Origin of the sequence: Streptomyces sp. S.PNR 29 (assembly GCF_030386795.1) — a bacterium.
In the GTDB taxonomy this organism is placed as follows: Bacteria; Actinomycetota; Actinomycetes; order Streptomycetales; family Streptomycetaceae; genus Streptomyces.
On sequence record NZ_JANUQM010000002.1, the window covers coordinates 372,337 to 394,038 of the forward strand.

General features: G+C 72.4%; 23 protein-coding genes. 6 read left to right on the forward strand and 17 right to left on the reverse strand.

Annotated features, from left to right (window positions below; translation table 11 throughout):
* Nucleotides 1-213: 213 nt before the first annotated feature.
* Nucleotides 214-1,398, reverse strand: coding sequence for a winged helix DNA-binding domain-containing protein (locus tag NW895_RS06375; protein ID WP_289934322.1), 1,185 nt, complete (start codon nt 1,396-1,398; stop codon nt 214-216).
* Nucleotides 1,399-1,471: 73 nt separating this feature from the next.
* Nucleotides 1,472-3,106: an alpha/beta fold hydrolase gene (locus NW895_RS06380; RefSeq protein ID WP_289934323.1), complete on the reverse strand. Its 1,635-nt coding sequence runs from the start codon at nt 3,104-3,106 to the stop codon at nt 1,472-1,474.
* A 133-nt stretch (nt 3,107-3,239) separates the two neighbouring features.
* Here NW895_RS06380 and NW895_RS06385 point away from each other — a divergent pair, with 133 nt between their 5' ends.
* The gene (locus NW895_RS06385; RefSeq protein WP_289934324.1) at nt 3,240-3,521 is read left to right on the forward strand and encodes a hypothetical protein; all 282 of its coding nucleotides are present in this window, start codon (nt 3,240-3,242) and stop codon (nt 3,519-3,521) included.
* Between the two features lie 10 nt (nt 3,522-3,531).
* On the opposite strand, the gene NW895_RS06390 is transcribed toward NW895_RS06385, so the two are convergent.
* The 4 genes from NW895_RS06390 to glnA all read right to left on the reverse strand — a co-directional run bounded on the left by NW895_RS06390 (nt 3,532) and on the right by glnA (nt 6,943).
* Complete coding sequence (locus NW895_RS06390; RefSeq protein ID WP_289934325.1) at nt 3,532-4,116, reverse strand: hypothetical protein; 585 nt, start codon at nt 4,114-4,116, stop codon at nt 3,532-3,534.
* Nucleotides 4,117-4,118: 2 nt separating this feature from the next.
* The gene (gene htpX / locus NW895_RS06395) at nt 4,119-5,036 is read right to left on the reverse strand and encodes a zinc metalloprotease HtpX (RefSeq protein ID WP_289934326.1); all 918 of its coding nucleotides are present in this window, start codon (nt 5,034-5,036) and stop codon (nt 4,119-4,121) included.
* A 100-nt stretch (nt 5,037-5,136) separates the two neighbouring features.
* Nucleotides 5,137-5,397 carry a hypothetical protein gene (locus NW895_RS06400; protein ID WP_289934327.1) on the reverse strand — a complete coding sequence of 87 codons (261 nt, stop codon included), beginning with the start codon at nt 5,395-5,397 and terminating at the stop codon, nt 5,137-5,139.
* A 136-nt stretch (nt 5,398-5,533) separates the two neighbouring features.
* Nucleotides 5,534-6,943, reverse strand: coding sequence for a type I glutamate--ammonia ligase (glnA, locus tag NW895_RS06405; protein WP_289934328.1), 1,410 nt, complete (start codon nt 6,941-6,943; stop codon nt 5,534-5,536).
* Nucleotides 6,944-7,162: 219 nt separating this feature from the next.
* Here glnA and NW895_RS06410 point away from each other — a divergent pair, with 219 nt between their 5' ends.
* Nucleotides 7,163-7,630 (forward strand): RDD family protein, encoded by a 468-nt coding sequence (locus NW895_RS06410; RefSeq protein WP_289934329.1) that lies wholly within the window; start codon nt 7,163-7,165, stop codon nt 7,628-7,630.
* A 52-nt stretch (nt 7,631-7,682) separates the two neighbouring features.
* On the opposite strand, the gene NW895_RS06415 is transcribed toward NW895_RS06410, so the two are convergent.
* The 6 genes from NW895_RS06415 to lipB form a co-directional block, all read right to left on the reverse strand.
* Nucleotides 7,683-8,507: a cytochrome c oxidase assembly protein gene (locus tag NW895_RS06415; RefSeq protein WP_289934330.1), complete on the reverse strand. Its 825-nt coding sequence runs from the start codon at nt 8,505-8,507 to the stop codon at nt 7,683-7,685.
* A gap of 11 nt (nt 8,508-8,518) precedes the next feature.
* Nucleotides 8,519-9,082, reverse strand: coding sequence for a DUF2243 domain-containing protein (locus NW895_RS06420; RefSeq protein ID WP_289934331.1), 564 nt, complete (start codon nt 9,080-9,082; stop codon nt 8,519-8,521).
* Nucleotides 9,083-9,334: 252 nt separating this feature from the next.
* Complete coding sequence (locus tag NW895_RS06425; protein ID WP_289934332.1) at nt 9,335-10,036, reverse strand: DUF4191 domain-containing protein; 702 nt, start codon at nt 10,034-10,036, stop codon at nt 9,335-9,337.
* A gap of 68 nt (nt 10,037-10,104) precedes the next feature.
* Nucleotides 10,105-10,305, reverse strand: coding sequence for a hypothetical protein (locus tag NW895_RS06430; protein ID WP_289934333.1), 201 nt, complete (start codon nt 10,303-10,305; stop codon nt 10,105-10,107).
* 265 nt (nt 10,306-10,570) lie between these two features.
* On the reverse strand, nt 10,571-11,560 hold the full coding sequence (gene lipA / locus NW895_RS06435) for a lipoyl synthase (RefSeq protein WP_289934334.1): 990 nt from the start codon (nt 11,558-11,560) through the stop codon (nt 10,571-10,573).
* 394 nt (nt 11,561-11,954) lie between these two features.
* Nucleotides 11,955-12,776 carry a lipoyl(octanoyl) transferase LipB gene (gene lipB / locus NW895_RS06440; RefSeq protein WP_289934335.1) on the reverse strand — a complete coding sequence of 274 codons (822 nt, stop codon included), beginning with the start codon at nt 12,774-12,776 and terminating at the stop codon, nt 11,955-11,957.
* A 253-nt stretch (nt 12,777-13,029) separates the two neighbouring features.
* Between lipB and NW895_RS06445 the strand changes: the two genes are divergently transcribed.
* Nucleotides 13,030-14,505 (forward strand): regulator, encoded by a 1,476-nt coding sequence (locus NW895_RS06445; RefSeq protein ID WP_289934336.1) that lies wholly within the window; start codon nt 13,030-13,032, stop codon nt 14,503-14,505.
* Here the strand turns inward: NW895_RS06445 and NW895_RS06450 are convergent.
* On the reverse strand, nt 14,502-15,872 hold the full coding sequence (locus NW895_RS06450; RefSeq protein WP_289934337.1) for an NAD(P)/FAD-dependent oxidoreductase: 1,371 nt from the start codon (nt 15,870-15,872) through the stop codon (nt 14,502-14,504). The genes NW895_RS06445 and NW895_RS06450 overlap by 4 nt on opposite strands.
* Nucleotides 15,873-16,024: 152 nt before the next feature.
* Nucleotides 16,025-16,927 carry a TIGR01777 family oxidoreductase gene (locus NW895_RS06455; protein WP_289934338.1) on the reverse strand — a complete coding sequence of 301 codons (903 nt, stop codon included), beginning with the start codon at nt 16,925-16,927 and terminating at the stop codon, nt 16,025-16,027.
* A 72-nt stretch (nt 16,928-16,999) separates the two neighbouring features.
* Between NW895_RS06455 and NW895_RS06460 the strand changes: the two genes are divergently transcribed.
* A complete protein-coding gene (locus NW895_RS06460; protein WP_289934339.1) occupies nt 17,000-17,488 on the forward strand; it encodes a GNAT family N-acetyltransferase in 489 nt (162 codons plus the stop codon).
* Between the two features lie 22 nt (nt 17,489-17,510).
* Here the strand turns inward: NW895_RS06460 and NW895_RS06465 are convergent, their stop codons facing one another.
* Entirely contained in the window at nt 17,511-18,695 is a 1,185-nt protein-coding gene (locus NW895_RS06465) for a MarP family serine protease (RefSeq protein ID WP_289934340.1), read from the reverse strand.
* A gap of 259 nt (nt 18,696-18,954) precedes the next feature.
* Here NW895_RS06465 and NW895_RS06470 point away from each other — a divergent pair, with 259 nt between their 5' ends.
* Together NW895_RS06470 and NW895_RS06475 are read left to right on the forward strand one after the other, a co-directional pair.
* Entirely contained in the window at nt 18,955-19,704 is a 750-nt protein-coding gene (locus NW895_RS06470; RefSeq protein ID WP_289934811.1) for a peptidoglycan recognition protein, read from the forward strand.
* Between the two features lie 147 nt (nt 19,705-19,851).
* Nucleotides 19,852-20,082: a hypothetical protein gene (locus NW895_RS06475; RefSeq protein ID WP_289934341.1), complete on the forward strand. Its 231-nt coding sequence runs from the start codon at nt 19,852-19,854 to the stop codon at nt 20,080-20,082.
* 4 nt (nt 20,083-20,086) lie between these two features.
* Here NW895_RS06475 and NW895_RS06480 read toward each other — a convergent pair whose 3' ends face one another.
* Together NW895_RS06480 and NW895_RS06485 are read right to left on the reverse strand one after the other, a co-directional pair.
* Nucleotides 20,087-20,605, reverse strand: a complete 519-nt coding sequence (locus NW895_RS06480; RefSeq protein WP_289934812.1) for a DUF4240 domain-containing protein — start codon at nt 20,603-20,605, stop codon at nt 20,087-20,089.
* A 56-nt stretch (nt 20,606-20,661) separates the two neighbouring features.
* Nucleotides 20,662-21,648, reverse strand: a complete 987-nt coding sequence (locus NW895_RS06485) for a YafY family protein (RefSeq protein ID WP_289934342.1) — start codon at nt 21,646-21,648, stop codon at nt 20,662-20,664.
* Nucleotides 21,649-21,702 lie beyond the last annotated feature (54 nt).

The window sequence follows — 21,702 nt, forward strand, 5'->3', positions numbered from 1 at the left end:
GGCGCCCGGCGCTGTCGTTGCCGTCCCCGGGGGGGGGGCTCATGGCCGCCCGCACCTGCTGCGGCCGCCGACAACCTGAGGCCGCCGGGGAAGTGTCGCCCGCGGGTCGTCCGGCTTGGCCGCCGGCGCCCTCGGCAGCGCGTTCCGGCCGAGCGGGCCGCGGGGCTGGGCGGCGCCGAGGGCAGGCGGCGGTCTCCGTCGGGCGGGCAGGACCTACCCCGCCAACTCCCGCTCCAGCGGCGTCCGGAAACGCGGCGTCACACGCGCCGTCCCCACCCACCCCCGCAGGCGCTCCGCCTCCACCGCGATCGCCGCCTCCGCCTCACGGCCGACGCCCGCGCCGTCGAGGATCCGCCAGACGATCTCCCCGTCGGCCCGCTGCGCCCAGCCGCCCACCACACGCCCGTCCCACCACACCGTCGGCCCCACATTGCCGCTGCGGTCGAAGAGCAGGGGCCGCAGTTCCGGCGCGAGGAACCAGTCCCGCTGCTGCCATCCCATGGCCGTCGGATCGAGGCCGGGCAGCAGCGCGGCCCACGGCTCGGCGGGCCCGGCCACCGGATCGGCGTCGCCCGCTGCGACGTACCCCGTGCCCTCGTCCAGGGACACCGGCTCCGCCCCGATCGCGGCGAGCGCTCTGCGCACCGCCGTCACCGGCCATCCCGTCCACCACTTCAGGTCGGCCTCGGTCGCCGGGCCGCAGGCAGCCAGCCAGCGCCGCAGCAGGTCCGCCTGGGCCCCGGCGGGCTCAAGTTCGGGATGCTCCGGTGCCAGGGCCCAGCGGAACTGGGTGGACGTCCAGGAGCCCAGCGGACGGCCCCGGACGACCTTTCCCTCGAGGCCCAGCACCTTCAGCAGCCGGGTCGAGACGGTGTGGACGCCCTCGTAGCTCTTCCCGGCCGCGTACACGAACCGCTCCCGCAGGCGCGGCTCGTCCCGGGCCAGTTCGGCCGCCGTCGCCTGCCCGCGCCGGGCCAGCGCGGCCAGGGCCGACTCCTCGACCTCCTTCAGCCAGGTCGCGTCCGGCGCCCCGGCCGCCGCCATGGCCTTCAGCAGTGCGGTCCGCTCCCGGGCGGCGACCGCGAGACCGGTGGAGGCGTGCACCACCGCCGTCAGGTCCGTGGGGAACACGAACACCGTGTGCCGCATGCCGTGCATCCGGACCAGGGTGCGGTCCTCGTACAGCGCCCGCTCGGTCGCCGCCACCGTCTGCGCCGGATCCGTGAGGCGCGCGCCCACGGCCAGGTACACCGTCGCCGGGTCCGAGCCGTGCAGCGCGACCAGTGAGCCGGCGATCTCTTCCGGGCTCGCCGCCCGTGCCGTACCCGCCAGCCGCTGTCGCAGCGCGAGGCGGGCCCGCCGCTCCGCCACGCCGATGTGCCGCCGCCCGTCACCCATACCGGCCTCCACCCGTCACGACCTGCCTGCGGCCATCCTCTCCGACACCACTGACAATCGGGCCCGGCCTGCCTCAGCCGTACCGCTCCACCAACCCGCTCACGTACGCCTCCAGCCGTGCCCCCAGCACCTCTGCCGTCAGATCCGTCCGCCCCAGCTCGCGCCACGGGCCGGCCAGCCTGGCCGCGTCGGGGGAGTAGGCCAGGGCGTCGAGGAGGCGCCAGTACAGGTGGTCCGGGCCGTCGGCCGGGCGGCGGCCGCCGTGGGCCTCGTAACGGTCCCGGAAGCCGAGCCCGTACTCCGGCCCGTGCAGCAGCGCGAGCGCGGTCGAGCAGTGGGCGACGTCGAGGTCGGCGGGGCCCCAGGAGGTCTCGACCCAGTCGACGACCCCGCTGACGCGCAGCCCCGGGCCGTCACCCGTGAACAGTACGTTCCCGGGGTGGAAGTCCCGGTGCAGGAAGCAGCCCTCGTACGGCGGCGGGTCACGGCGGATGACGTCCACGGCCCGCTCCCACAGGGCACCCGCCGGGGTGCGCACGCGCTCCGGGGACGTCCACGCCTGGTAGGGGCGCGGCCGCTCGTCCGGTACGACCCGGTGGATCCGGGCGAGCAGGCCCGCCAGCAGGTCCAGGCGCCGGTCGAGGTCCTCCTCGTCCACCCGCACCCGGCCGGGGAGCGCGGACATCAGCAGGGACGGGTGATCGCACTGCTCGGCCGTCGCGTCGACGGCGAGAAGCGCGGGGGCCGGGATGCCGTCCTGTCCGGCGAGCAGCGTCAGCACGGACGCCTCGCGGGTCAGCAGGCCGGGAGCGTGGTGCCGGAAGAAGGGTTTCACGAAGGAGCGCAGGACCAGGCCGGTGCCGTCGTCGAGGGTGAGGCCGCGCACCTGCGAGCTCCAGCCGCCGGCCAGGAAGCGGGTGCCGGTGATCGTGCGGGCCTGAGGGAGCTGCTTGGCCAGCCAGCTCCGGGTGGCCGTCCAGCCGCGGTCGTCGAGGCCGGTCAGGAGCGCGGTGACGAACTCCCGCCGGGCGTCGGCGTGGTCGCGGAACCACAGACCCAACTGATGGCTTGCGTCGGGGAGTTCGAACCGCGTGTACTGGGACCGGGCGGTCAGCGCGTCCTGCACGGCCTCGGTCACCTCCGGCGGGATCACCGCGTCCGTGCCCGGCACCGCGAGCACCGCCCGGCCCTCGAACGCCCGCAGCACGCCGAGCGCGGGCGCCGCACGCCAGCTGCCGGGGGTGCGGATGATCTCGCTGAACCGGCCGTTCCCCGTCCCGAACGGCTCATCCCATGCCTCGGCCGCGTACACGGCGGGCGCACACAGCCCCAGCGCCGTGACCCGGCGCCCGTAGTGCCGGGCGAGATCGGCCACCGTCTGGCCGCTCATGCTGAACCCGACCAGCACCAGCGGACCACCGGCGGGCACCTGAGCGTCGATCACGCCGACCGCCTGCTCGAACCGGCGCCGCAGACTCAACTCCCGCAGCGCGCCCGTGCTGTCGCCGTGGCCCGAGAAGTCGAAGGCGATGCCGCGGCAGCCGCGGGCGGTGAACTCCGCCAGCAACGGCAGCAGCCGCTCCTTGCTGCCTTTGCCGGCACCGTGCAGCAGAACGACGGTGACCCGGCCCGGATCGTCGTCGCCACCGCCGTACACCCCGCTGAGCCGCTCACCGCCGTGTTCGTACGTGAAGATCCCCTCACTCATACGGTCATTCACTCATGTCACTTGGACACCGCGGGTGGAAAAGCAGATGCACGTCGTGTGACCGGATCCCTACGCTCGGACAGAACCCGAACCCAACCCGAAGCCGAACCCACGCCAACGGAGGAGGTCCGTGATGGGCACCATCGTCCTCTCCGGGACCGCCGTCCTGGTGGTCCTAGGATTCGAAAACCACATCTGGTGGCTCGCCGCCGTCGCCCTGCTCTCCCTCTACGTGCGGTACGGCCGGGACGCGACCTCGACGTCCTCGTCGGCCGGGGCGGCCCCGTCCGGGGCGGCGCCCACGACGTACCGGGCGTACCGCGAGCGCCGTGACCAGCAGGCCAGGTGGGAGCGCCGCTACCGTCGCGAGCGCCCCTTCGAGGCCCGCCGTCAGGAGCGGGAGAAGAGCAGGTAGTCCGCCCCGGTCACAGGCCGGGCGCTCCCCACACGGGGAACCAGCGGCCGAGGTCCTGCTCCATGCGCAGGTCGTCGCCGAGCGCCGCCTTCACCCGCAGTTCGAGTGCGTTGTCGCGCCGCTGCCCCTCACCGGGCAGCGGCGCGAACGGGTAGAAGGTGCCCCTCTTGTAGAGGTAGACCAGCGCCAGCCGCCGTCCGCCCTCGCCCTGGAAACCGGCCAGTGAGCACAGCAGTTGCGGGCCGAATCCGTTGACCTCCATGGAGGCGTTCACCGCGTGCAGGTCGTTGACCAGGAGCGGCAGCTGGTCGGGGGCGCGGTGCGAGACCAGCCAGGAGTAGCCGTAGTCGTCCTGCCGCAGCTGGACCGGGGGCCCGTCGCGGTCGGCGTCCGCGTCCAGCAGGGCCTGGACCTCGCGGTGGGTCTGCTCGAACGCCGCGCCCTCGACCGTCGCGAAGCACACCGCCCCGTGCCCGGTCGGGGTGAAGCCGGTCGCGGCCTGAAGGGCCACGGCCGCCGAGGGCAGTGCGAAGAGCCGGTCGAGGTCGGGCGCCACCGGCCTCGTACGGCCGAGCAGGATGTCCAGCAGCCCCATGCTCACGCCTTTCCGGGGGTCGCCGCCTCACCCAGCTCGGCGGAGATCCGGCCCAGTTGGTCGAGCCGCTGTTCCAGGCTCGGGTGGGTCGAGAAGAGGTTCGCGAGGCCGGGCTCGGCACCGAGCGCCGGGGTGAAGTAGAAGGCGTTGAAGGCCTGGGCCGTGCGCAGGTCCTTCGTCGGGATCCGGGCGATGTCGCCGGTGACCTTGGTGAGCGCCGACGCCAGTGCCGAGGGCCGGCCGGTGAGCAGCGCGGCCGCCCGGTCCGCCGCCAGCTCGCGGTAGCGGGACAGGGCCCGGATCAGCAGGAAGCTCAGCGCGTACACGGCCGCCGACACTCCCAGTACGGCGGCGAAGACGACGGCGGTGTTCTGGTCCCGCCGCCCCCCGCCGAACAGCTGGGAGTAGAAGGCGAACCGCACGATCAGCCCCGCGATCACACCGAGGAAGGACGCGATCGTGATCACGGCGACGTCCTTGTGCGCGACGTGCGACAGCTCGTGCGCGAGCACGCCCTCCAGCTCCGCCGGCTCCAGCCGCCGCAGCAGGCCGGTCGTCACACAGACGACGGCGTTGTCGGGGTTCCGGCCGGTCGCGAACGCGTTCGGCATGTCCATCTCCGACACGGCGACCACCGGCCTCGGCATGTCCGCGATCGCGCACAGCCGGTCGACCACCGCGTGCAGCTCCGGATACTCCTCACGCTCCACGACCCGCCCGCGCATCGCGAACAGCGCGATCCGGTCGGAGAACCAGTACTGCGCGCCGAGCACCCCCGCCGCCACGACGACGACCAGGATCCAGGACTTCAGCAACACGATCAACGCGGCGACGAAGGCCACGTACACAAGCCCGAGCAGGAACAGCGTGACCGCCATCCGCACGGTCAGACGCCGGTCACTCCGGAAACGGCTCTGCATCTGCATCACCCCGCAGTCAGGCAATCGCCCCACTGCCAGTGTGCACCCGGCCACTCCCATGAACGGGCCTTGATCGGCCCTAGGGGCAGCAAAGACCGGTCTAGTACGGCGCCCGGAAGTTGATGTACCCGAGCAGCACGATCACCGCCGCCACACAGCCGAGCACCACGGCCGTCGATATCCACGACGACCGGCGGCCGGAGCCCACGTGTTCCGGGTCGGCGCGGAACGGGACCGGTCCGGGCGGGTTGTCCTTCCAGCGCGCCGCGAGCATCCGGGCCCGCGCGGAGGGCTCCTTGTGCTCGGCGCTGTCCGCCCATCTGAGGTCGAACTCCCGCTCGTTCTCGTCCTGTTCGGGCATCCCCGTTACCTTTCTCGAACAACAGTGTCAGGACCAATATCCCGCGTCCGTGCCCGCTCTGTGAAGCGCGTTCCCAACGCGGCGGGGCCGCCCCCCTGCTGGGAGGCGGCCCCGAAGCGCTGGTGAGGCGCGTCGATCACACGTCGAAGTAGAGCTCGAACTCGTGCGGGTGCGGACGCAGCTGCAGCGGAGCGATCTCGTTCGCGCGCTTGTAGTCGATCCACGTCTCGATCAGGTCCGGCGTGAAGACGTCGCCCTGGAGGAGGAACTCGTGGTCGGCCTCAAGGGAGTCGAGGACGGCCGGGAGGGAGGTCGGGACCTGCGGGACGCCCGCGTGCTCCTCGGGAGCCAGCTCGTACAGGTCCTTGTCGATCGGCTCGGCCGGCTCGATCTTGTTCTTGATGCCGTCCAGGCCCGCCAGCAGCAGGGCGGAGAACGCCAGGTACGGGTTGCCGGAGGAGTCGGGCGCGCGGAACTCGACGCGCTTGGCCTTCGGGTTCGAGCCCGTGATCGGGATACGCATGGCCGCGGAGCGGTTGCGCTGCGAGTAGACGAGGTTCACCGGGGCCTCGAAGCCCGGCACCAGACGGTGGTACGAGTTCACCGTCGGGTTGGTGAAGGCCAGCAGCGACGGGGCGTGCTTGAGGATGCCGCCGATGTAGTAGCGGGCGGTGTCCGACAGGCCCGCGTAACCGGCCTCGTCGTAGAACAGCGGGTCGCCGTTGTTCCACAGCGACTGGTGGACGTGCATGCCCGAGCCGTTGTCGCCGAAGATCGGCTTCGGCATGAAGGTCGCGGTCTTGCCGTTGCGCCAGGCGACGTTCTTCACGATGTACTTGAAGAGCTGGAGGTCGTCGGCGGCGGCGAGCAGCGTGTTGAACTTGTAGTTGATCTCCGCCTGGCCGGCGGTGCCCACCTCGTGGTGCTGGCGCTCGACCTTCAGGCCGGCCCGGTTCAGCTCCAGGGTGATCTCGGCGCGCAGGTCGGCGAAGTGGTCGACCGGCGGGACCGGGAAGTAGCCGCCCTTGTAGCGGACCTTGTAACCACGGTTGTCCTCCAGGGCGCCGGTGTTCCAGGCGCCGGCCTCGGAGTCGATGTGGTAGAAGGACTCGTTCGCGCTGGTCGCGAAGCGGACGCTGTCGAAGACGTAGAACTCGGCCTCGGGGCCGAAGTACGCGGTGTCCGCGATGCCGGTGGAGGCGAGGTAGGCCTCGGCCTTCTTGGCCACGTTCCGCGGGTCACGGGAGTACTGCTCGCCGGTGATCGGGTCGTGGATGAAGAAGTTGATGTTCAGCGTCTTGTCCCGGCGGAACGGGTCGACCCGGGCGGTCGACAGGTCCGCGCGCAGCGCCATGTCGGACTCGTGAATGGCCTGGAAACCACGGATCGAGGATCCGTCGAAGGCGAGCTCGTCGTCCGGGTCGAACGCCTCAGCAGGCACCGTGAAGTGCTGCATCACGCCCGGGAGGTCGCAGAAGCGGACGTCGATGAACTTGACGTCCTCGTCCGCGATGAACTTCTTGGCCTCGTCGGCGTTCTGGAACATCCAGCTCCTCCTACTCCCGACCATCCCGCCGGGGTGGTAGTTCGTTCGTGCGGCCAGTGCGGTGGCACACGCTGACCCCGACCCTAGGGACGGCTGATTTCTCGGGCGTGACCCATTTGTTTCGCAGAAGTTAACCGGCCCAGATCCCACAGTAGTCCGCGACGGCTCGTACGCACCCCTCCGTCGGGCGGGCATATGCGGGCGCAGTACCGTGGACGGGTGGACAACAGGCAAGCAATCGGATCGTGGCTCTCCGGGCCCCGCGCGGCCATGGAAGAGGCCGGTGCCGACTTCGGATACCGGGGTCAGCAGCTCGGTCTGCCCGAGGAGGGGCCGGGCTCGATCGCCCGCCCCGGCCGCCGGCTCGGCGCCCTCGCCGTGGACTGGGGCCTGAGCCTCTTGATCGCATACGGCCTGATCACGCACAGCTATAACGACGCGGCCCAGACCTGGGCGCCGCTCATCCTCTTCGCGCTGATCGTCCTCACGGTCGGCACGGTCGGTTTCACCCCGGGCAAGCGCCTGTTCGGTCTCAGGGTGGTCGCTCTGGACACCGGCCAGGTCAACCCGCTGCGCGCCCTGCTGCGCACGGTCCTGCTCTTCCTCGCCATTCCGCCCCTGATCTGGGACCGCGACGGCCGGGGCCTGCACGACCGGCTGGCGCGCACGGTGGAGGTGCGGATCTAGGTTCTGGCCTGGTTACGACATGCTCGCCCCACGCCGGGGTCCCCATCCGTTCTCAGGCAGATGCCGACATTTCCTGGGGAGCAACAGGGCTGCGGGGCGTCCGGCGAGGACGGTCGGTGCGCCAGGTGGCGACCAGAGCCGCGGCCAGCAGCAGTTCGGCGATGTCGCCACCGTAGTACATGATCTCCGCGCCTCCCTTGACCTCGCTGATGGGCGCGTGGATGTCGACCCAGAAACCGCCGTACATCAGCTGTGAGATCACCGCGTGCGCCGCGATTGCGACACCGAGACAGACGAGCCGGGCGCGAACGCCCGGCCGGGAGGGGGCGGGGTCGGGGCCGGCGATGGCGTGGGCGAACAGCCATCCCGACAGCAGGAAGTGCGCGTGCAGCAGCCAATGGGCCGCCGGGCTGCCCGTGGTCGCGTTGTACAGGGGGGTGAAGTAGAGCACCGCGAGGCTGCCCGTGGACAGCATGAGCGCGACCCAGGGATGGGCGATCACACGTGCGGCCGGGCTGTGCAGCACGGCGGTCAGCTGCCGTCCCCGGGCCGCGGGCAGCGTACGCAGCAGGAGGGTGACGGGGGCGGCCAGGACCAGCGCGAGCGGTGCGTACATGCCGATGAGCATGTGCTGGACCATGTGACCGCGGAAGTCCTCATGGGCCAGGGGGGCCACGGGCGGCAGCAGCGCCATGCCGAGCAGAAGAGTCCCGGTCAGGAACCATGTCGTCCGCCGGCGGCTCCAGCCCAGGGCCGGGTTGCGGCGGCGTGCCCGGTGTGCCAGCAGCAGGTAGGCGCCGACGGCGGCCGACAGGGCGAGCGCCGGCAGCAGCGCCTCCAGGGCCCCGCCGCCGGCCGTGTGCTCGTGTGCGGGCATGTCGTGGTTCATCAGGGGCGCCGGCTCTCACGCCGACCGGTCAGGGCATCGGGGTCGAAGGGCCGGCCGCCGCGTTGGAGCAGGTAGCCACCGGCGACCAGCAGGGCGCCCAGGACGAGGAAGCCGATGTCCCACCAGACCTGGCCGTCCCCGGCGTAGACGTGGTGGATGCCGAGGATGTGGTGGTCCAGGACGCCCTCGACGAGGTTGAACAGGCCCCAGCCGACGAGCATCCAGCCCCACAGCACTCGGGAGGTCCATACCCGGAGCCGGCTGTGCGTGACCCGCGAGTACAGGACGGCCAGTCCCAGCAGCACCGAGAGCCAGCAGACGGTGTGGAAGACGCCGTCCCACACGGTGTTCATCTCCAGACCGGAGACCGTGTCGGGGTTGTAGTAACGCACACCGATGTGGTCCTCGTTGGTGCTGCTGAGCATGTGGTGCCACTGCAGCAGCTGGTGCAGCAGGATGCCGTCGGCGAACCCGCCCATCCCTACCCCGAGCACGATGCCCGGCAACTGGATACTCGCCGGTTGTGAGGTGCCGGCCCGGGCCTCGCCCGTCGTGGTGGCCATCGCTCGTCTCCGCTCCTGCGCCCTGGGTGCACCGGGAATGCTCAAGAGCAGGTTCCCTGCCCGGTGGCGCTCACCCCGCGTCCATGTCCTCCATCCAGCCCCGTCACGCTCTCAGACCACGACTCGACCTGTACATGAGGATTCTTGCCACAAGGGGGCCTGTGCATGGATTCAGGCCGCTACGGCACCAGGCTGGTACGAGAGAGGGGGCGACCGGAGTGACCGGTCGCCCCCTCTTCCGTACGCGGGGAATCAGCGGGCCTTCGGGCCGCCCTTCGGCAGCCGCATCCCCTTCGGCATCGGGCCCTTCGGCAGAGGCATGTTGCTCATCAGGTCGCCCATGGCGCGCAGCCGGTCGTTGGTCGCCGTCACCTGCGGGCCGGTCAGGACGCGCGGCAGCTTCAGCATGGTGGTGCGCAGCTTCTTCAGCTCGACCTGGCCCTCGCCGGTGCCGACGATCAGGTCGTGCACCGGGACGTCCGCGACGATGCGGTTCATCTTCTTCTTCTCGGCGGCGAGCAGCGACTTCACCCGGTTCGGGTTGCCCTCGGCGACCAGCACGATGCCGGCCTTGCCGACCGCGCGGTGCACCACGTCCTGGCTGCGGTTCATCGCCACCGCGGGGGTCGTCGTCCAGCCCCGGCCGACGTTGTCGAGCACGGCCGCGGCGGCGCCCGGCTGGCCCTCCATCTGCCCGAAGGCGGCCCGCTCGGCGCGGCGCCCGAAGACGATCGCCGTCGCGAGGAAGGCGAGCAGCAGGCCCAGGATGCCGAGATAGATGGGGTGACCGATCAAGAAACCGATCGCGAGGAAGACACCGAAGGTGACGATTCCGACTGCCGCGAGCACAAGGCCGATCTTCTTGTCGGCCTTGCGGGTCATCTTGTAGGTCAGGGCGATCTGCTTCAGTCGCCCGGGGTTCGCAGCGTCCGCTGCGGTTTCCTTCCTCGCCATGCCACGAAGTCTACGTGGCCCCCGAGGCGCGGACGACGGCAGTGTCCGGCGGAAGGCTCGGGGCCGGGTCAGGGGCGGGCGGACAGGCGCTGCTCCAGGACGCGCTGCGCCTCGACGCGGTCCTTGGCGCGGCGGCGGTCCTCCAGGACGGAGGTCCAGGCGTTGCGGCGGGCGGTGCGCTGGCCGCTGCTCAGGAGCAGCGACTCGACGGCGCGCAGTGCGGTGGTGAACGACGGGATGGCGGTGGCGCGGACGGGCGCGGCCTGCATCGTGGAGGTCCCCCCTCGATATGGCTGTTGTACGTGGCGTGAGTCCAGAGTCACTGATTGGTGTTACCAGGACGTGACCGACCGGTCAAACACCCATGAAGCCTCGATTCCGCTGCCGGAAAAGCCGACGCGGCCCTGACACATGCCCTCATCTGCGAGGACGGTCAGGACCGCGTCATATCGGTCACTACCGGCGAGTAGGTTCTTGTGCGCGAATTCACACGCTTGTCCCCGCCGGTCAGGGGAACGGGCGGGTGGCCGCGGGTCAGCCGGCCTGGGCGGCCACGTACGTTTCGCCCCGCTGCGGAGCGGCTGAATGGCGCTGTTCGATGGCCATCTGATAGAGCCGCCCGGCGCGGTAGGAGGACCGCACCAGCGGGCCGGACATGACGCCGGAGAAGCCGATCTGCTCGGCCTCGTCCTTCAGCTCCACGAACTCCTGCGGCTTGACCCAGCGCTCCACGGGGTGGTGGCGCACGGACGGACGCAGGTACTGCGTGATGGTCACCAGCTCGCAGCCGGCGTCGTGCAGCTGCTTGAGCGCCTCGCTGACCTCCTCGCGGGTCTCGCCCATGCCGAGGATGAGGTTGGACTTGGTGACCAGGCCGTAGTCGCGGGCGGCGGTGATGACCTTCAGGGAGCGGTCGTAGCGGAAGCCGGGGCGGATCCGCTTGAAGATCCGGGGGACGGTCTCGACGTTGTGCGCGAAGACCTCGGGACGGGAGGAGAAGACCTCCTCCAGCTGCTCCGGGACCGCGTTGAAGTCGGGGGCGAGCAGTTCGACCTTGGTCCGGCCGGCCTCGCGGTCGGCCGTCTGCGCGTGGATCTGGCGGACCGTCTCCGCGTACAGCCAGGCGCCGCCGTCCTCCAGGTCGTCGCGGGCGACGCCGGTGATGGTGGCGTAGTTCAGGTCCATGGTGACCACGGACTCGCCGACCCGGCGGGGCTCGTCGCGGTCGAGTGCCTCGGGCTTGCCGGTGTCGATCTGGCAGAAGTCGCAGCGACGGGTGCACTGGTCGCCGCCGATGAGGAAGGTCGCCTCGCGGTCCTCCCAGCACTCGTAGATGTTGGGGCAGCCGGCTTCCTGGCAGACCGTGTGCAGGCCCTCGCTCTTGACGAGGTTCTGCATCTTCGTGTACTCGGGACCCATTTTCGCCCGGGTCTTGATCCACTCGGGCTTGCGCTCGATGGGGGTCTGGCTGTTGCGGACCTCCAGGCGCAGCATCTTGCGTCCGTCGGGTGCGACTGCGGACACGTCGGCTCCCTAGCTTCGATTCTTCGGCGTACACCAGGGTACGCCCGTGGGTTCTCGGCCTCCGATGTGGGCAACCTTCGGCTTTCGGGCGGGCATTCCCGCGTGCGGGGGGGGGGGCGGGGAGTTTCTCGCCCCCGCCGCCCCTACCCGTCCCATCCCGGGGCGCCGCCCCGGACCCCGGAGGGCTGAGCCCGTGGGGCTTGCCTGGGCTGTGCCCTGGGGCCATTGCCTTCGGGCCTTCGCCGGGGCTTGCCCCTGGACCCCGCTGTGGCCGTGCCCCGGGCCCCCGCTGGGGCCGCGCCCCCGAACCCCCGAACCCCCGCTGGGGCCGCGCCCTCGCCAGGCACCGCGCGCGACCCCAGGCCTCCGGTTCGGGCTGAACCTGGTCTCGTCCTCAGACGCCGGACGGGCTGAGGTCGTCGGTGCGGTGCTCGCCGGTCTCGCGTGGCTTGAGCTCCGCGTTCTCCAGTACGTCCCGCAGGTGCCGTTCCGCCACCGGCAGGACCTCCTCGATCGTCACGTCGCGGCCCAGTTCGTGTGCGAGGGAGGTCACGCCCGCGTCACGGATGCCACAGGGGATGATCTTGTCGAAGTTGGAGGTGTCCGGGTTCACGTTCAGGGCGAAGCCGTGCATGGTGACGCCCTTGGCGACCCTGATGCCCATGGCGCAGATCTTGCGGTCCTCGCGGCGCTGGCCGGCGTTGGAGGGGGCGTACTCGGGGCCGTTGAGGCGGGGGTCGAACTCCTCGTCGGTCAGCCGCGGGTCGAAGTCCAGGGCGAGTCCGCCCAGGGCGGGCCGCTGCTCCACCGGGTCGCCCAGGACCCAGACGCCGGCCCGGCCCTCCACACGGCTGGTCTCGACGCCGAACTCCGCGCAGACCCGGATCATCGCCTCTTCGAGGCGGCGCAGGTGCGCCACCACGTCCACCGGGCGCGGCAGCTTCTGGATCGGGTAGCCCACCAGCTGCCCCGGACCGTGCCAGGTGATCTTGCCGCCGCGGTCCACGTCGACGACCGGCGTGCCGTCGAGGGGCCGCTCGTCGTCCGCCGTGCGCCGGCCGGCCGTGTACACCGGCGGGTGTTCCAGCATCAGCACGGTGTCGGGAACCTCGTCGGCGAACCGCGCCGCGTGCACCCGGCGCTGCTCCTCCCACGCCTCCTGGTACTCGACCATCTGAGCGCCGAATCCCATGCGGACGAACCGCAGCTCACTCACGGCAAGCGCCTCCCTGGACGTCGTAAGGCACATAGCGTGCCCACGCCACTGTACGTCCGGTCGATGCCCGTCAGTCGTCCGGCCGACCCTGTCAGCCAGATGGCCGATCCTCACACGATCGGATGAATGCCATACGAAATATGCGATCGGCCGCTTACTCTCCGCTACATTCGCGCCGTCCACGCGGCCATAAGGGCTGCTCACAGGCAATCCCGGCACGTCAACGCCCGGAAGGCAGGAGACCGCACCGCAGATGACGGAACGACCCGCGCAGCGCACCCCCAACCGCCAGCTCGCCGCGCTCATCGCAGAAGCCGGGTTCTCCAACGCGGGTCTCGCCCGTCGCGTCGACCAGCTCGGGCTCGAACACGGGCTGGATCTCAGATACGACAAGACATCCGTCACCCGATGGCTGCGCGGCCAGCAGCCGCGCGGGACCACCCCAGCCCTGATCGCCGAGGTCTTCACCCGGCGCCTCGGCCGCCGTCTCACCGCCCAGGACCTGGGCCTGGACGCCTGTGCCCCGGTCTATGCGGGGCTGGAGTTCGCGGCCACCCCCGAGGAGGCCATCGACATCGTCAGCGGGCTGTGGCGCAAGGACTCCGGCAGCCACGCCGAGCTGCGCAAGATCGCCTTCACCCCGGCCGGCCTCGTCGTGCCCAGCCGGGACTGGCTGATCGGCCGCGCCGACGAGAAGGTCGCCCGCGGCGAGGCGCCCGCCCGCGTCCCGGCGCAGGGCCGCCCCCCGACCCCCAGGCTCCCGGTGCCGCCGGAGCAGGCGGGAGCCTCGCCCCGCCGGCGCGGTCAGGCCGAACGCGGCCCCGGCCAGAGGGTCACCGCCGGAGACATCGCCGCCCTGCGCTCGGTCGGCGAGCTGTTCCGCACCCTCGACGACGCCTACGGCGGCGGCCACGCCCGTCAGGCCCTCGTGCGCTATCTGGAACACGAGCTGGAGCCCATGCTGCGCGGCACCTACGGCGAGCAGACCGGCCGCCGCCTGTTCGCGGCCGCCGCCGACCTGACCCGGCTCGCGGGCTGGACGTCGTACGACATCGCCGCGCACGGTCTCGCCCAGCGCTACTTCGTGCAGGCACTGAGGCTCGCGCAGGCCGCAGGGGACCGGGCCTACGGGGCGTATGTGCTGGTCACCATGAGCCGGCAGGCCGTCTACCTCGGCCATGGCCGGGAGGCCGTGCAGCTCGCGCGGGTGGCGCAGCAGGGTGTGGGCGGCTCCGCGCCGCCCATCGTGCAGGCGCTGCTGCACGCGGCCGAGGCGCGCGGACACGGTGTGCTCGGCGAGGTGCGGGCCTGCACGGCCGCGCTGGTGCGGGCCGAGCGCGCCCTGGAGAACGCCCGGCCCGGGGACGAGGTGCCGCACTGGGCGCGGTGCTTCGACGAGGCGCAGCTCGCCGACGAGTTCGGGCACTGCCACCGGGACCTGCAGCAGTTCCGCGCCGCCGCCCAGCACGCCGAGCGCTCCCTGCAACTGCGCGCGCCCTCCTACGCCCGCAGCCGCCTGTTCTGCCGGGTCGTCCTCGCCACCGCCCGCCTCGGCCTCGGCGAACTCGACCAGGCCTGCCAGCTGGGCGCCGAGGCGGCCGGGCAGGCGGCCGAGATGCGGTCGGTGCGGGCGGTGGAGTACGTCAGGGACTTCGAACGCAGGCTGGAGCCGTACAAGGACGCGGCACCGGTACGGGGTTACCGGGACAAGGTCGCCGCCCTCGGCTAGGCCGCCCGTGCCGTCGGCAGGGGGTCCGCCGTGTGCATCGGGCGGTCGGCGCCCAGGTCCGCCAGGATCGCCGCCGACGCCCGGTGCCCCGAGTGCAGGGCCCCCTGGACGGTACTGGTGTCGCGGTGGTCGCCGCACACGTACAGACCGGCGAGCAGCCGTACCGGCCGGCGCAGGTCGTGCGGCGGCCGCATCGCGGGCACGGCCTCGGCGGTGTGGTGCACGGCCAGCGTCTCCCAGCGCGCGGTGGACGTGCCGTACAGGCGGGACAGATGGATGCGTACGGCGGTGTCGACGTCGGGCGGGGGCGGGCCGAGCACCGTCGAGGAGACGAGGCTCCGGCCCGCGGGCGCGCGGGACGGGTCCACCTGGCTGACGACCGCCGTGTGCGCGACCGGGCCGCCGCGGTCCGCGTCGAGCAGCAGGGACGCGCCGGTGGCCACCGGCGGCTCGTCCGCCGTGTGATGGAGCACGGTCACCGGGTGGAAGTCCGGGACGCGCAGCCCGGGCAGCAGCTCGGCGGCGGCCCGGGCGTCGGTCGCCAGCAGCACGGCACGGCAGCGGATCTCGCCGTGCTCGGCGGTCGTCACCGAGGTCGTGGACACGGAGGTGACCCGCACACCGGTCCGTACGGTGCCCGGCGGCAGCGTCCGCGCCAGCAGCTCCGGCAGGACCTCCGCGCCGCCCTCCGGCAGACACAGCCGCCCGCTCGCGAAGGCCCGCAGCGCGAGATCCGCGCACCGGCTGGACGTGGTCAGGTCCGGGTCGCACAGCAGCGCGGCCAGCAGCGGACGCAGGAAGCCGTCGATCGTCCGGGCGGGCAGGCCACGCGCCACGAGGGCCTCGGCGGCGGGCACCTCCGGACGGGCCAGCAGCCGGTCGACGGGCGTCCCCGCGAGCCGGGTCAGCGCCGCGCCGAGCCGGGCCTGGTCGACGGCCGTGCCCAGCGGGGCGCCCGCCCGGCTCCTGGGGACCGGCACCGGCCTCCGGGACGTCCGGGGGGTGGGCGCGGCCAAAGCGCGCACCGCGTGGAGTGCGCCCCGGGCACGCCCCGTGCTCGTCAGGGCGCCCGCGCGGTGATGGCGTCCGTCGCTGTGCAACAGGACCCCGGGCGCGAAGGGGCGCAGCACCAGCCTGTCCAGGCCGGGGGTGCGCCGTAGGTCGGGATACGCCGTGGACAGCAGCTGTCCGATTCTGTCGAGCCGGAAGCCGTCGACCTTCTCCGTCGCCATCCGGCCCCCCACCCCATGGGCGGCCTCCAGGACCGTGGTCGTCACTCCTGCGCTGGTCAGCCGGTGCGCCGCCGAGAGTCCGGCGATTCCGGCTCCCACGACGACGACGTCCGCCTGGTACGTGGGCTCCAACACGTGCCCTCCTCGAAGTTGCGCGGGCGCTGGAGACGTCATGCCCCCAACCGGCTCCAGGGATGCCCGAGTCCGGCACGAGGGTAGGGGGCTGATCGGTCAGAGGGAGTCGCGCATCGACAGGGCACGGTCGCACGACGGTCGCATACGGACCTTCAGGGCCGCAAAGCCGCCCTGATCGCGTCGTCGATCCCCGGGAAGGCGAACGCGAATCCCGACTCCAGCAGCCGTGCCGGCAGCACCCGCGCGCTGCCCAGCACCTCCCCGGCCATCTCGCCGAGCACGGCCCGCAGCACCGGCGCGGGCACCGCGAACGGCGTCGGCCGGTGCAGTACGCGGCCCATCGCCTCGGTGATCTCACGGTTCGTCAGCGGCTGCGGGGCGGTGAGGTTGAACGGCCCGGACAGGTCGTCACGGTCGAGGAGATGCCGGATCGCGGCCACCTCGTCGTGCAGCGCGACGAACGACCAGTACTGCCGCCCGTCGCCCATCCGTCCGCCGAGTCCCGCCCGGAAGAGCGGGAACAGCCGCCCCCAGGCCCCGCCCTCGCGGGACACCACCAGCCCGGTGCGGGTGAACACGGTCCGTACGCCGGCCTCCCGGGCGGGTGCCGCGGCCGCCTCCCACTCCACGCACAGCCGGGGCAGGAAGCCCTCACCCGGGGGCGCGCTCTCGTCGACGGGCCGGTCCCCGGTCTCCCCGTAGATGCCGATCGCGCTGCCGTTCACGAAGACCCTCGGCCGCTTCTCCAGCGCGGCGACGGCCTCGGCGAGCGCCGCCGTGCCGAGGACGCGGCCGGCACGGATCCGCGCCTTGTACGCCTCGGTCCAGCGGCGGTTGCCGACCCCGGCCCCCGCCAGGTTGACCACCGCGTCGCACCCGGCCAGCCCGGCCGCGTCCACGTGCTTCCGCTCGGGGTCCCACCGGACCTCGTCCGCCGTCCGGGGCGCACGGCGCACCAGGCGCACCACCTCGTGCCCGTCGGCGGTCAGGGACCGCACCAGTGCGCTGCCGATGAGACCGGACGCGCCGGCCACCGCGATGCGGGAACGTTCCATGCGCCCATCCTGCCGCGTACCGGCCGGAAAACTCCGGACCGGGTGTCGTACCCGCGTCGTACAGTGATCGTCATGCCGGTTCCGTACATACGTCAGGCCAGGTCCGAGGACGAGGAGGCGCTGCGGCGGCTCGACCGGGACACCTGGTCGTACCTGCACGCGGTCACGCCTCCGCCACGACCGGAGGACCCCTTCTTCAGGGACCGTGCGGGCCCGCTCGACCATCTGGTCGCCGAACTCGCCGGCCGCCTCGTGGGCTACGTCCGCCTCGGCTTCCCCACGGAGCTCGCCTCCAACGCGCATGTACGGCAGATCCGTGGTCTCGCCGTCGCCGACGAGGCGCGCGGCAGGGGCGTCGGCCGCGCCCTGGTCCGTGCCGCCGTCGACGAGGCTCGGGAGCGGGGCGCCCGCCGTATCACCCTGCGCGTCCTCGGCCACAACACGGCGGCCCGCAAGCTCTACGAGTCCGAGGGTTTCGTCGTCGAGGGCGTCCAGCCGGAGGAGTTCTGCCTCGACGGTACGTACGTCGACGACGTGCTGATGGGCCAGTCCCTGGTCTGAGGGACCTACGAGTCCGAGGGACCTACGACGTCACCAGATCCCCCGTGTCCACCGGCGTCGTCGCGTCCGCCGCGCGTGCGGCGTCGGAGGCGACCTCCGCGGCCGTCAGGACGTAGCCGGTCTCGGCGTCCGAGGTGGAGCGGGCGAAGACCACGCCGTACACCCGGCCGTCGGTGGTCAGCAGCGGGCCACCGGAGTTGCCGGGGCGGACGGTGGAGCGGATCGAGTAGATCTCGCGGGTGACGACCTCGTCGTTGTAGATGTTCTGGCCGTTCGCCCGCACCCGGTTCGCCACCGTCGCCGCCTGCAGGTTCAGGTCGCCGTCCTCCGGATAGCCCGCGACCACCGCCGAGTCGCCGCGCTCGGCGCCGTCGTCGAAGCGCAGAACGGGGGCGCGCAGTTCGGGGACGTACAGCACGGCCACGTCCTTGTCGGGGTCGAACAGCACCACCCGAGCCTCGTACGAGCGTCCCACCCCGCCGATCCTGACGGTCGGCTCGTCGATGCCGGCCACCACATGGGCGTTGGTCATCACGTGCTGCGGGGCGTAGACGAAGCCGGAGCCCTCGCGGCCCTGGGTGCCGGCGACGCCCTCGATCTTCACCGTGCTGAGCTTGGCGGCGTTGGTGGCGGCCGGTGTGACGCTGTCGCCGGAGGGGCGGGCGACCCGGGCGGTCGACTCGTTCTCGAACGGGTTGAAGACCTGCGGGAAGCCGGCCTGGGTCAGCGCCGACGTGGCCCGCGAGAACCACGCGGGGGTGGTGTCCGGCATGGCCTGCTGCACCGCGCCGAGCAGCCGGGAGTCCCGGATCGCCGATGTCAGCAGCGGCGAGGAGGACGCGGCCAGGACGCTCGCCGCCACCCACGCCACGATCAGCACCGCCACCGAGTTGGCCACCGCCCCGCCGACCCCGTCGACCACCCGCAGCGGTCCCCGGTCCAGCTCCCGGCGCAGTCTGAGGGCCAGCCGCCCCGCCAGCTCGTGGCCCACCACCGCCGGGAGCAGCACCGTGAACACGGCCGTCACCGTCGCCGCCGTCGTCCCCGGCTCCACCAGGTTCATCATCCAGGGCAGGACCCACACGCCCACGACCGCACCGCCCACGAAACCGGCGAACGAGACGCAGCCGGCCACCAGCCCGCGGCGGTAGCCGGACGCCGCGTAGGCCAGTACCGCCAGCGCCAACAGGATGTCGAGCAGGTCCACACAAGCCGCCTTTCTCTCGGACCCTTAGTACGTGGGGGACGGGCCCGGTGATCAGCTACGTCGGCGTGGCGGCCGAAAACCGGCCACACGCGCGCATGCATCCGGAAAAACGTCATGGACCAGGACGATGGTTCCACCGGGTGGCACAGCACACATCGCGGGCGGACCGGATCGGGCGGACAGTGGGACCATGCGTGTCTTCCGAGGGCGGCGGGGGAGACGGGAACGGCGCGGGGGCCGCCTGCCCGGCGCCGCCCTGGTGCTGCTCGGCTGCCTGCCCGGCCTCGCCGCCGCCGTCGCGCTGGTGCTGTGCGCGCACGGCGTCGAACGCACGGTCGCGACGCAGGCCCGGTCCACCGCGGTCCGCTCCGACCCCCGGCACCTCGCCGCCAGACCGCACATCGTGCCCAGGTCCTCCTGGCTGGGCGCCGCCGCCCGCCGGCAGCCGCTCCCGCGCTACGACGACACGGTCGCCGCCGTCTTCGTCCACCACACCGACTCGCCCAACAGCTACGACTGCGCCGACACGCCCCGCATCATCCGCGCCCTGTACATGGGCCAGACCGGCGCCCGCGACTGGGACGACATCGGCTACAACTTCCTCGTCGACCGCTGCGGCACCATCTACGAGGGCCGGGCCGGCGGCGTCGACCGCCCCGTCACCGGCGCCCACACCCAGGGCTTCAACCACCGCACCACCGGCATCGCAGCCCTGGGCACCTTCACCGCGGGCGTGCCCGTGCCGCGCGAGCTGACCGAGGCGATCGCCGCACTGGCCGCCTGGAAACTCGGCCTGTCCGACACCGATCCGCGCGCACAGGTCCGCCTGGTCTCCAGCAACGACCGCAGCCGGTACGCGGCCGGCACCGCCGCCACCATGCCCGCCGTCGCGGGCCACGACGACGCCTTCATGACGAGCTGCCCCGGCGCGTCCCTGAGCGCCCGCCTCCCCGAGATCAGACAGCGTGCGGCCGGGCTGCAGGGCAGGACGCCGGCAGAAGCGGGCTAGGCCCTGCGACGCCGGGATGATCCAAACGACAGGGCCTAGGTGTGCCGCTCGGGGGCCCAGGTGCACAGGAACGTCACAGCGGGAGCGCAGGGTCCTCAGATCCCCGCGTCCTACGGTTCCGGCAGAAGCCGACCGGAGGTGGGGATCATGAGGAACAGCAGTCCTGCGCAGCGCACGAAGACCGGCACCTGGGCGGAGACGGCCGGCCGTCCCTGGACGGCGCTGTGCGCGGCCCTGGCCGTCGTCCTGGGGCCGGCCGCGGTCACCGCGTCCGCCCTCGACCAGGCCAACGCGGCGCCGATGCACCACGCGGTGCAGGCGGACCAGACGCAGGCGTACATCCCGTCGGACACGAGCCGCAGGCGGACGGCGGCCTGAGAGGTCAGCCGCCGAACCGCTCCCACAGCCGGGGAAACCGCTCGGCGAGCGCCCGCCGGTCCTCGAAGTCGATCGGGGTGCCCTCCGGTTCCGGGGGCGCGGGCGGGATGCCCAGGTCGGGGGCGACCGTGCCGGTGAGCTGCTCGTAGGCCTCGTCGGCCGCGTAGCCGAGCTCCTCGCCGTCGCCGTCGAGCTCCTCGTCGAACGTGTCCAGCAGGCCGGCGAGCGCGTCGGGGTCGTGCACGGCGCCCTCGTACACCTCGCGGCCCTGGCCGATCAGCCAGCACCGGAAGAAGTCGAAGGCGTCGTCGCTCGCCCCGTCCAGCAGCACCCAGGCGGCGCCCCACAGCTCCCAGGTGTACGCGCGGTTGTAGCGGGCCTCGAAGTGACGGGCGAAGTCCAGGACCATCTCCGGGTCCAGCCGCAGCAGTCGCTCCACGAGCAGGTCGGCCTGCTCCTCCGGGTCGCCGTCGGCGGCTTCCCGGGTGGCGTCGATCAGCTCCCAGAACTCCGTCTCGTCCATCACGGGTCAAGCATCGGCCCTGGGCGGATGGGACGCACGTGGAGCAGTGCGGATCGTTATGTCCCCGGCAGGGATCCGTACAGCCCGGCGAGCCGCCGCGCGTCAGCCGCGAACCGGGCCCGGAGCTCCTCGGGTGCCAGCACCTCGACCTCGGGCCCGAGTCCCGTGAGCTGGGCGTGGGCGACCTCCTCGGACTCCACCGGGAGGGTCAGCGTCACCCACCCGTCGTCATCCGGCGCGCCCGCGGCCGCCAGCGCCTCCCGCGCGGACTGCGGACCGAGGGCGTACGGCAGCCGCCGCACGCCCTCCTCCGACAGCCGCACCCTGACCTCGGCGCGCAGGATCGACCGCGCGAACTGCTCGGCCCGCTCCTCCCAGAAGGCGTGCAGATCGAACTCCTCGGAGCGTTCGAAGCGCTCCTGGCCGGGCTCCACCGCCGTGAACCGGTCGATCCGGTACACCCGGAACGCCCCGTTGCCCGCCACCCGCGCGCACAGGTACCAGACGCCGGCCTTCAGCACCAGCCCGTACGGCTCCAGCTCCCGGTCGACCTCCTCCGCACCGCGCCGGTAGCGCGCGGTGATCCGCCGGTCGTCCCACACCGCGTCCGCGACCGCCGGCAGCAGCTCGGGCGTCTCGGGCTCCCTGAACCAGTTCGGCGCGTCCAGGTGGAACCGCTGGGCCGCCGTACGGGAGGCGTCGCGGAGGGAGGGCAGGAGAGCGGCGGACACCTTCAGCCGCGCCGCGGAGGCCGCGTCCTGAAGCCCCATCTCGCGCAGCGCCCCCGGCACGCCGGACAGGAACAGCGCCTCGGCCTCGCTGCGGTGCAGCCCGGTCAGCCGCGTCCGGTATCCGCCGATCAGCCGGTACCCGCCGGCCCGCCCCCGGTCCGCGTACACCGGAACCCCGGCCTCGCTCAGCGCCTGCGCGTCCCGGGTCACCGTCCGCTCCGACACCTCCAGCTCCCGGGCGAGTTCGGCGGCGGTCATGGAGGGCCGGGACTGGAGCAGCAGCACCATTCTGATCAGCCGGGCAGCGCGCATGCAGCAATCATGCAGGAGGCCCCCACCGAAGCGGGGGCCTGCCGGCGATGGGGC

Coding starts and splice junctions, on each gene's coding strand:
- NW895_RS06415 (WP_289934330.1), bottom strand. CDS start 8,507: ATGCCCGCACACGAGCACACGGCCGGCGGCGGGGCCCTGGAGGCGCTG.
- NW895_RS06390 (WP_289934325.1), bottom strand. CDS start 4,116: ATGGGGCTGCTGGACATCCTGCTCGGCCGTACGAGGCCGGTGGCGCCC.
- NW895_RS06485 (WP_289934342.1), bottom strand. CDS start 21,648: ATGCGCGCTGCCCGGCTGATCAGAATGGTGCTGCTGCTCCAGTCCCGG.
- NW895_RS06400 (WP_289934327.1), bottom strand. CDS start 5,397: ATGCCCGAACAGGACGAGAACGAGCGGGAGTTCGACCTCAGATGGGCG.
- NW895_RS06425 (WP_289934332.1), bottom strand. CDS start 10,036: ATGGCGAGGAAGGAAACCGCAGCGGACGCTGCGAACCCCGGGCGACTG.
- NW895_RS06430 (WP_289934333.1), bottom strand. CDS start 10,305: ATGCAGGCCGCGCCCGTCCGCGCCACCGCCATCCCGTCGTTCACCACC.
- NW895_RS06480 (WP_289934812.1), bottom strand. CDS start 20,605: ATGGACGAGACGGAGTTCTGGGAGCTGATCGACGCCACCCGGGAAGCC.
- NW895_RS06455 (WP_289934338.1), bottom strand. CDS start 16,927: ATGGAACGTTCCCGCATCGCGGTGGCCGGCGCGTCCGGTCTCATCGGC.
- NW895_RS06420 (WP_289934331.1), bottom strand. CDS start 9,082: ATGGCCACCACGACGGGCGAGGCCCGGGCCGGCACCTCACAACCGGCG.
- NW895_RS06445 (WP_289934336.1), top strand. CDS start 13,030: ATGACGGAACGACCCGCGCAGCGCACCCCCAACCGCCAGCTCGCCGCG.
- NW895_RS06475 (WP_289934341.1), top strand. CDS start 19,852: ATGAGGAACAGCAGTCCTGCGCAGCGCACGAAGACCGGCACCTGGGCG.
- NW895_RS06460 (WP_289934339.1), top strand. CDS start 17,000: ATGCCGGTTCCGTACATACGTCAGGCCAGGTCCGAGGACGAGGAGGCG.
- NW895_RS06375 (WP_289934322.1), bottom strand. CDS start 1,398: ATGGGTGACGGGCGGCGGCACATCGGCGTGGCGGAGCGGCGGGCCCGC.
- glnA (WP_289934328.1), bottom strand. CDS start 6,943: ATGTTCCAGAACGCCGACGAGGCCAAGAAGTTCATCGCGGACGAGGAC.
- NW895_RS06380 (WP_289934323.1), bottom strand. CDS start 3,106: ATGAGTGAGGGGATCTTCACGTACGAACACGGCGGTGAGCGGCTCAGC.
- htpX (WP_289934326.1), bottom strand. CDS start 5,036: ATGCAGAGCCGTTTCCGGAGTGACCGGCGTCTGACCGTGCGGATGGCG.
- NW895_RS06385 (WP_289934324.1), top strand. CDS start 3,240: ATGGGCACCATCGTCCTCTCCGGGACCGCCGTCCTGGTGGTCCTAGGA.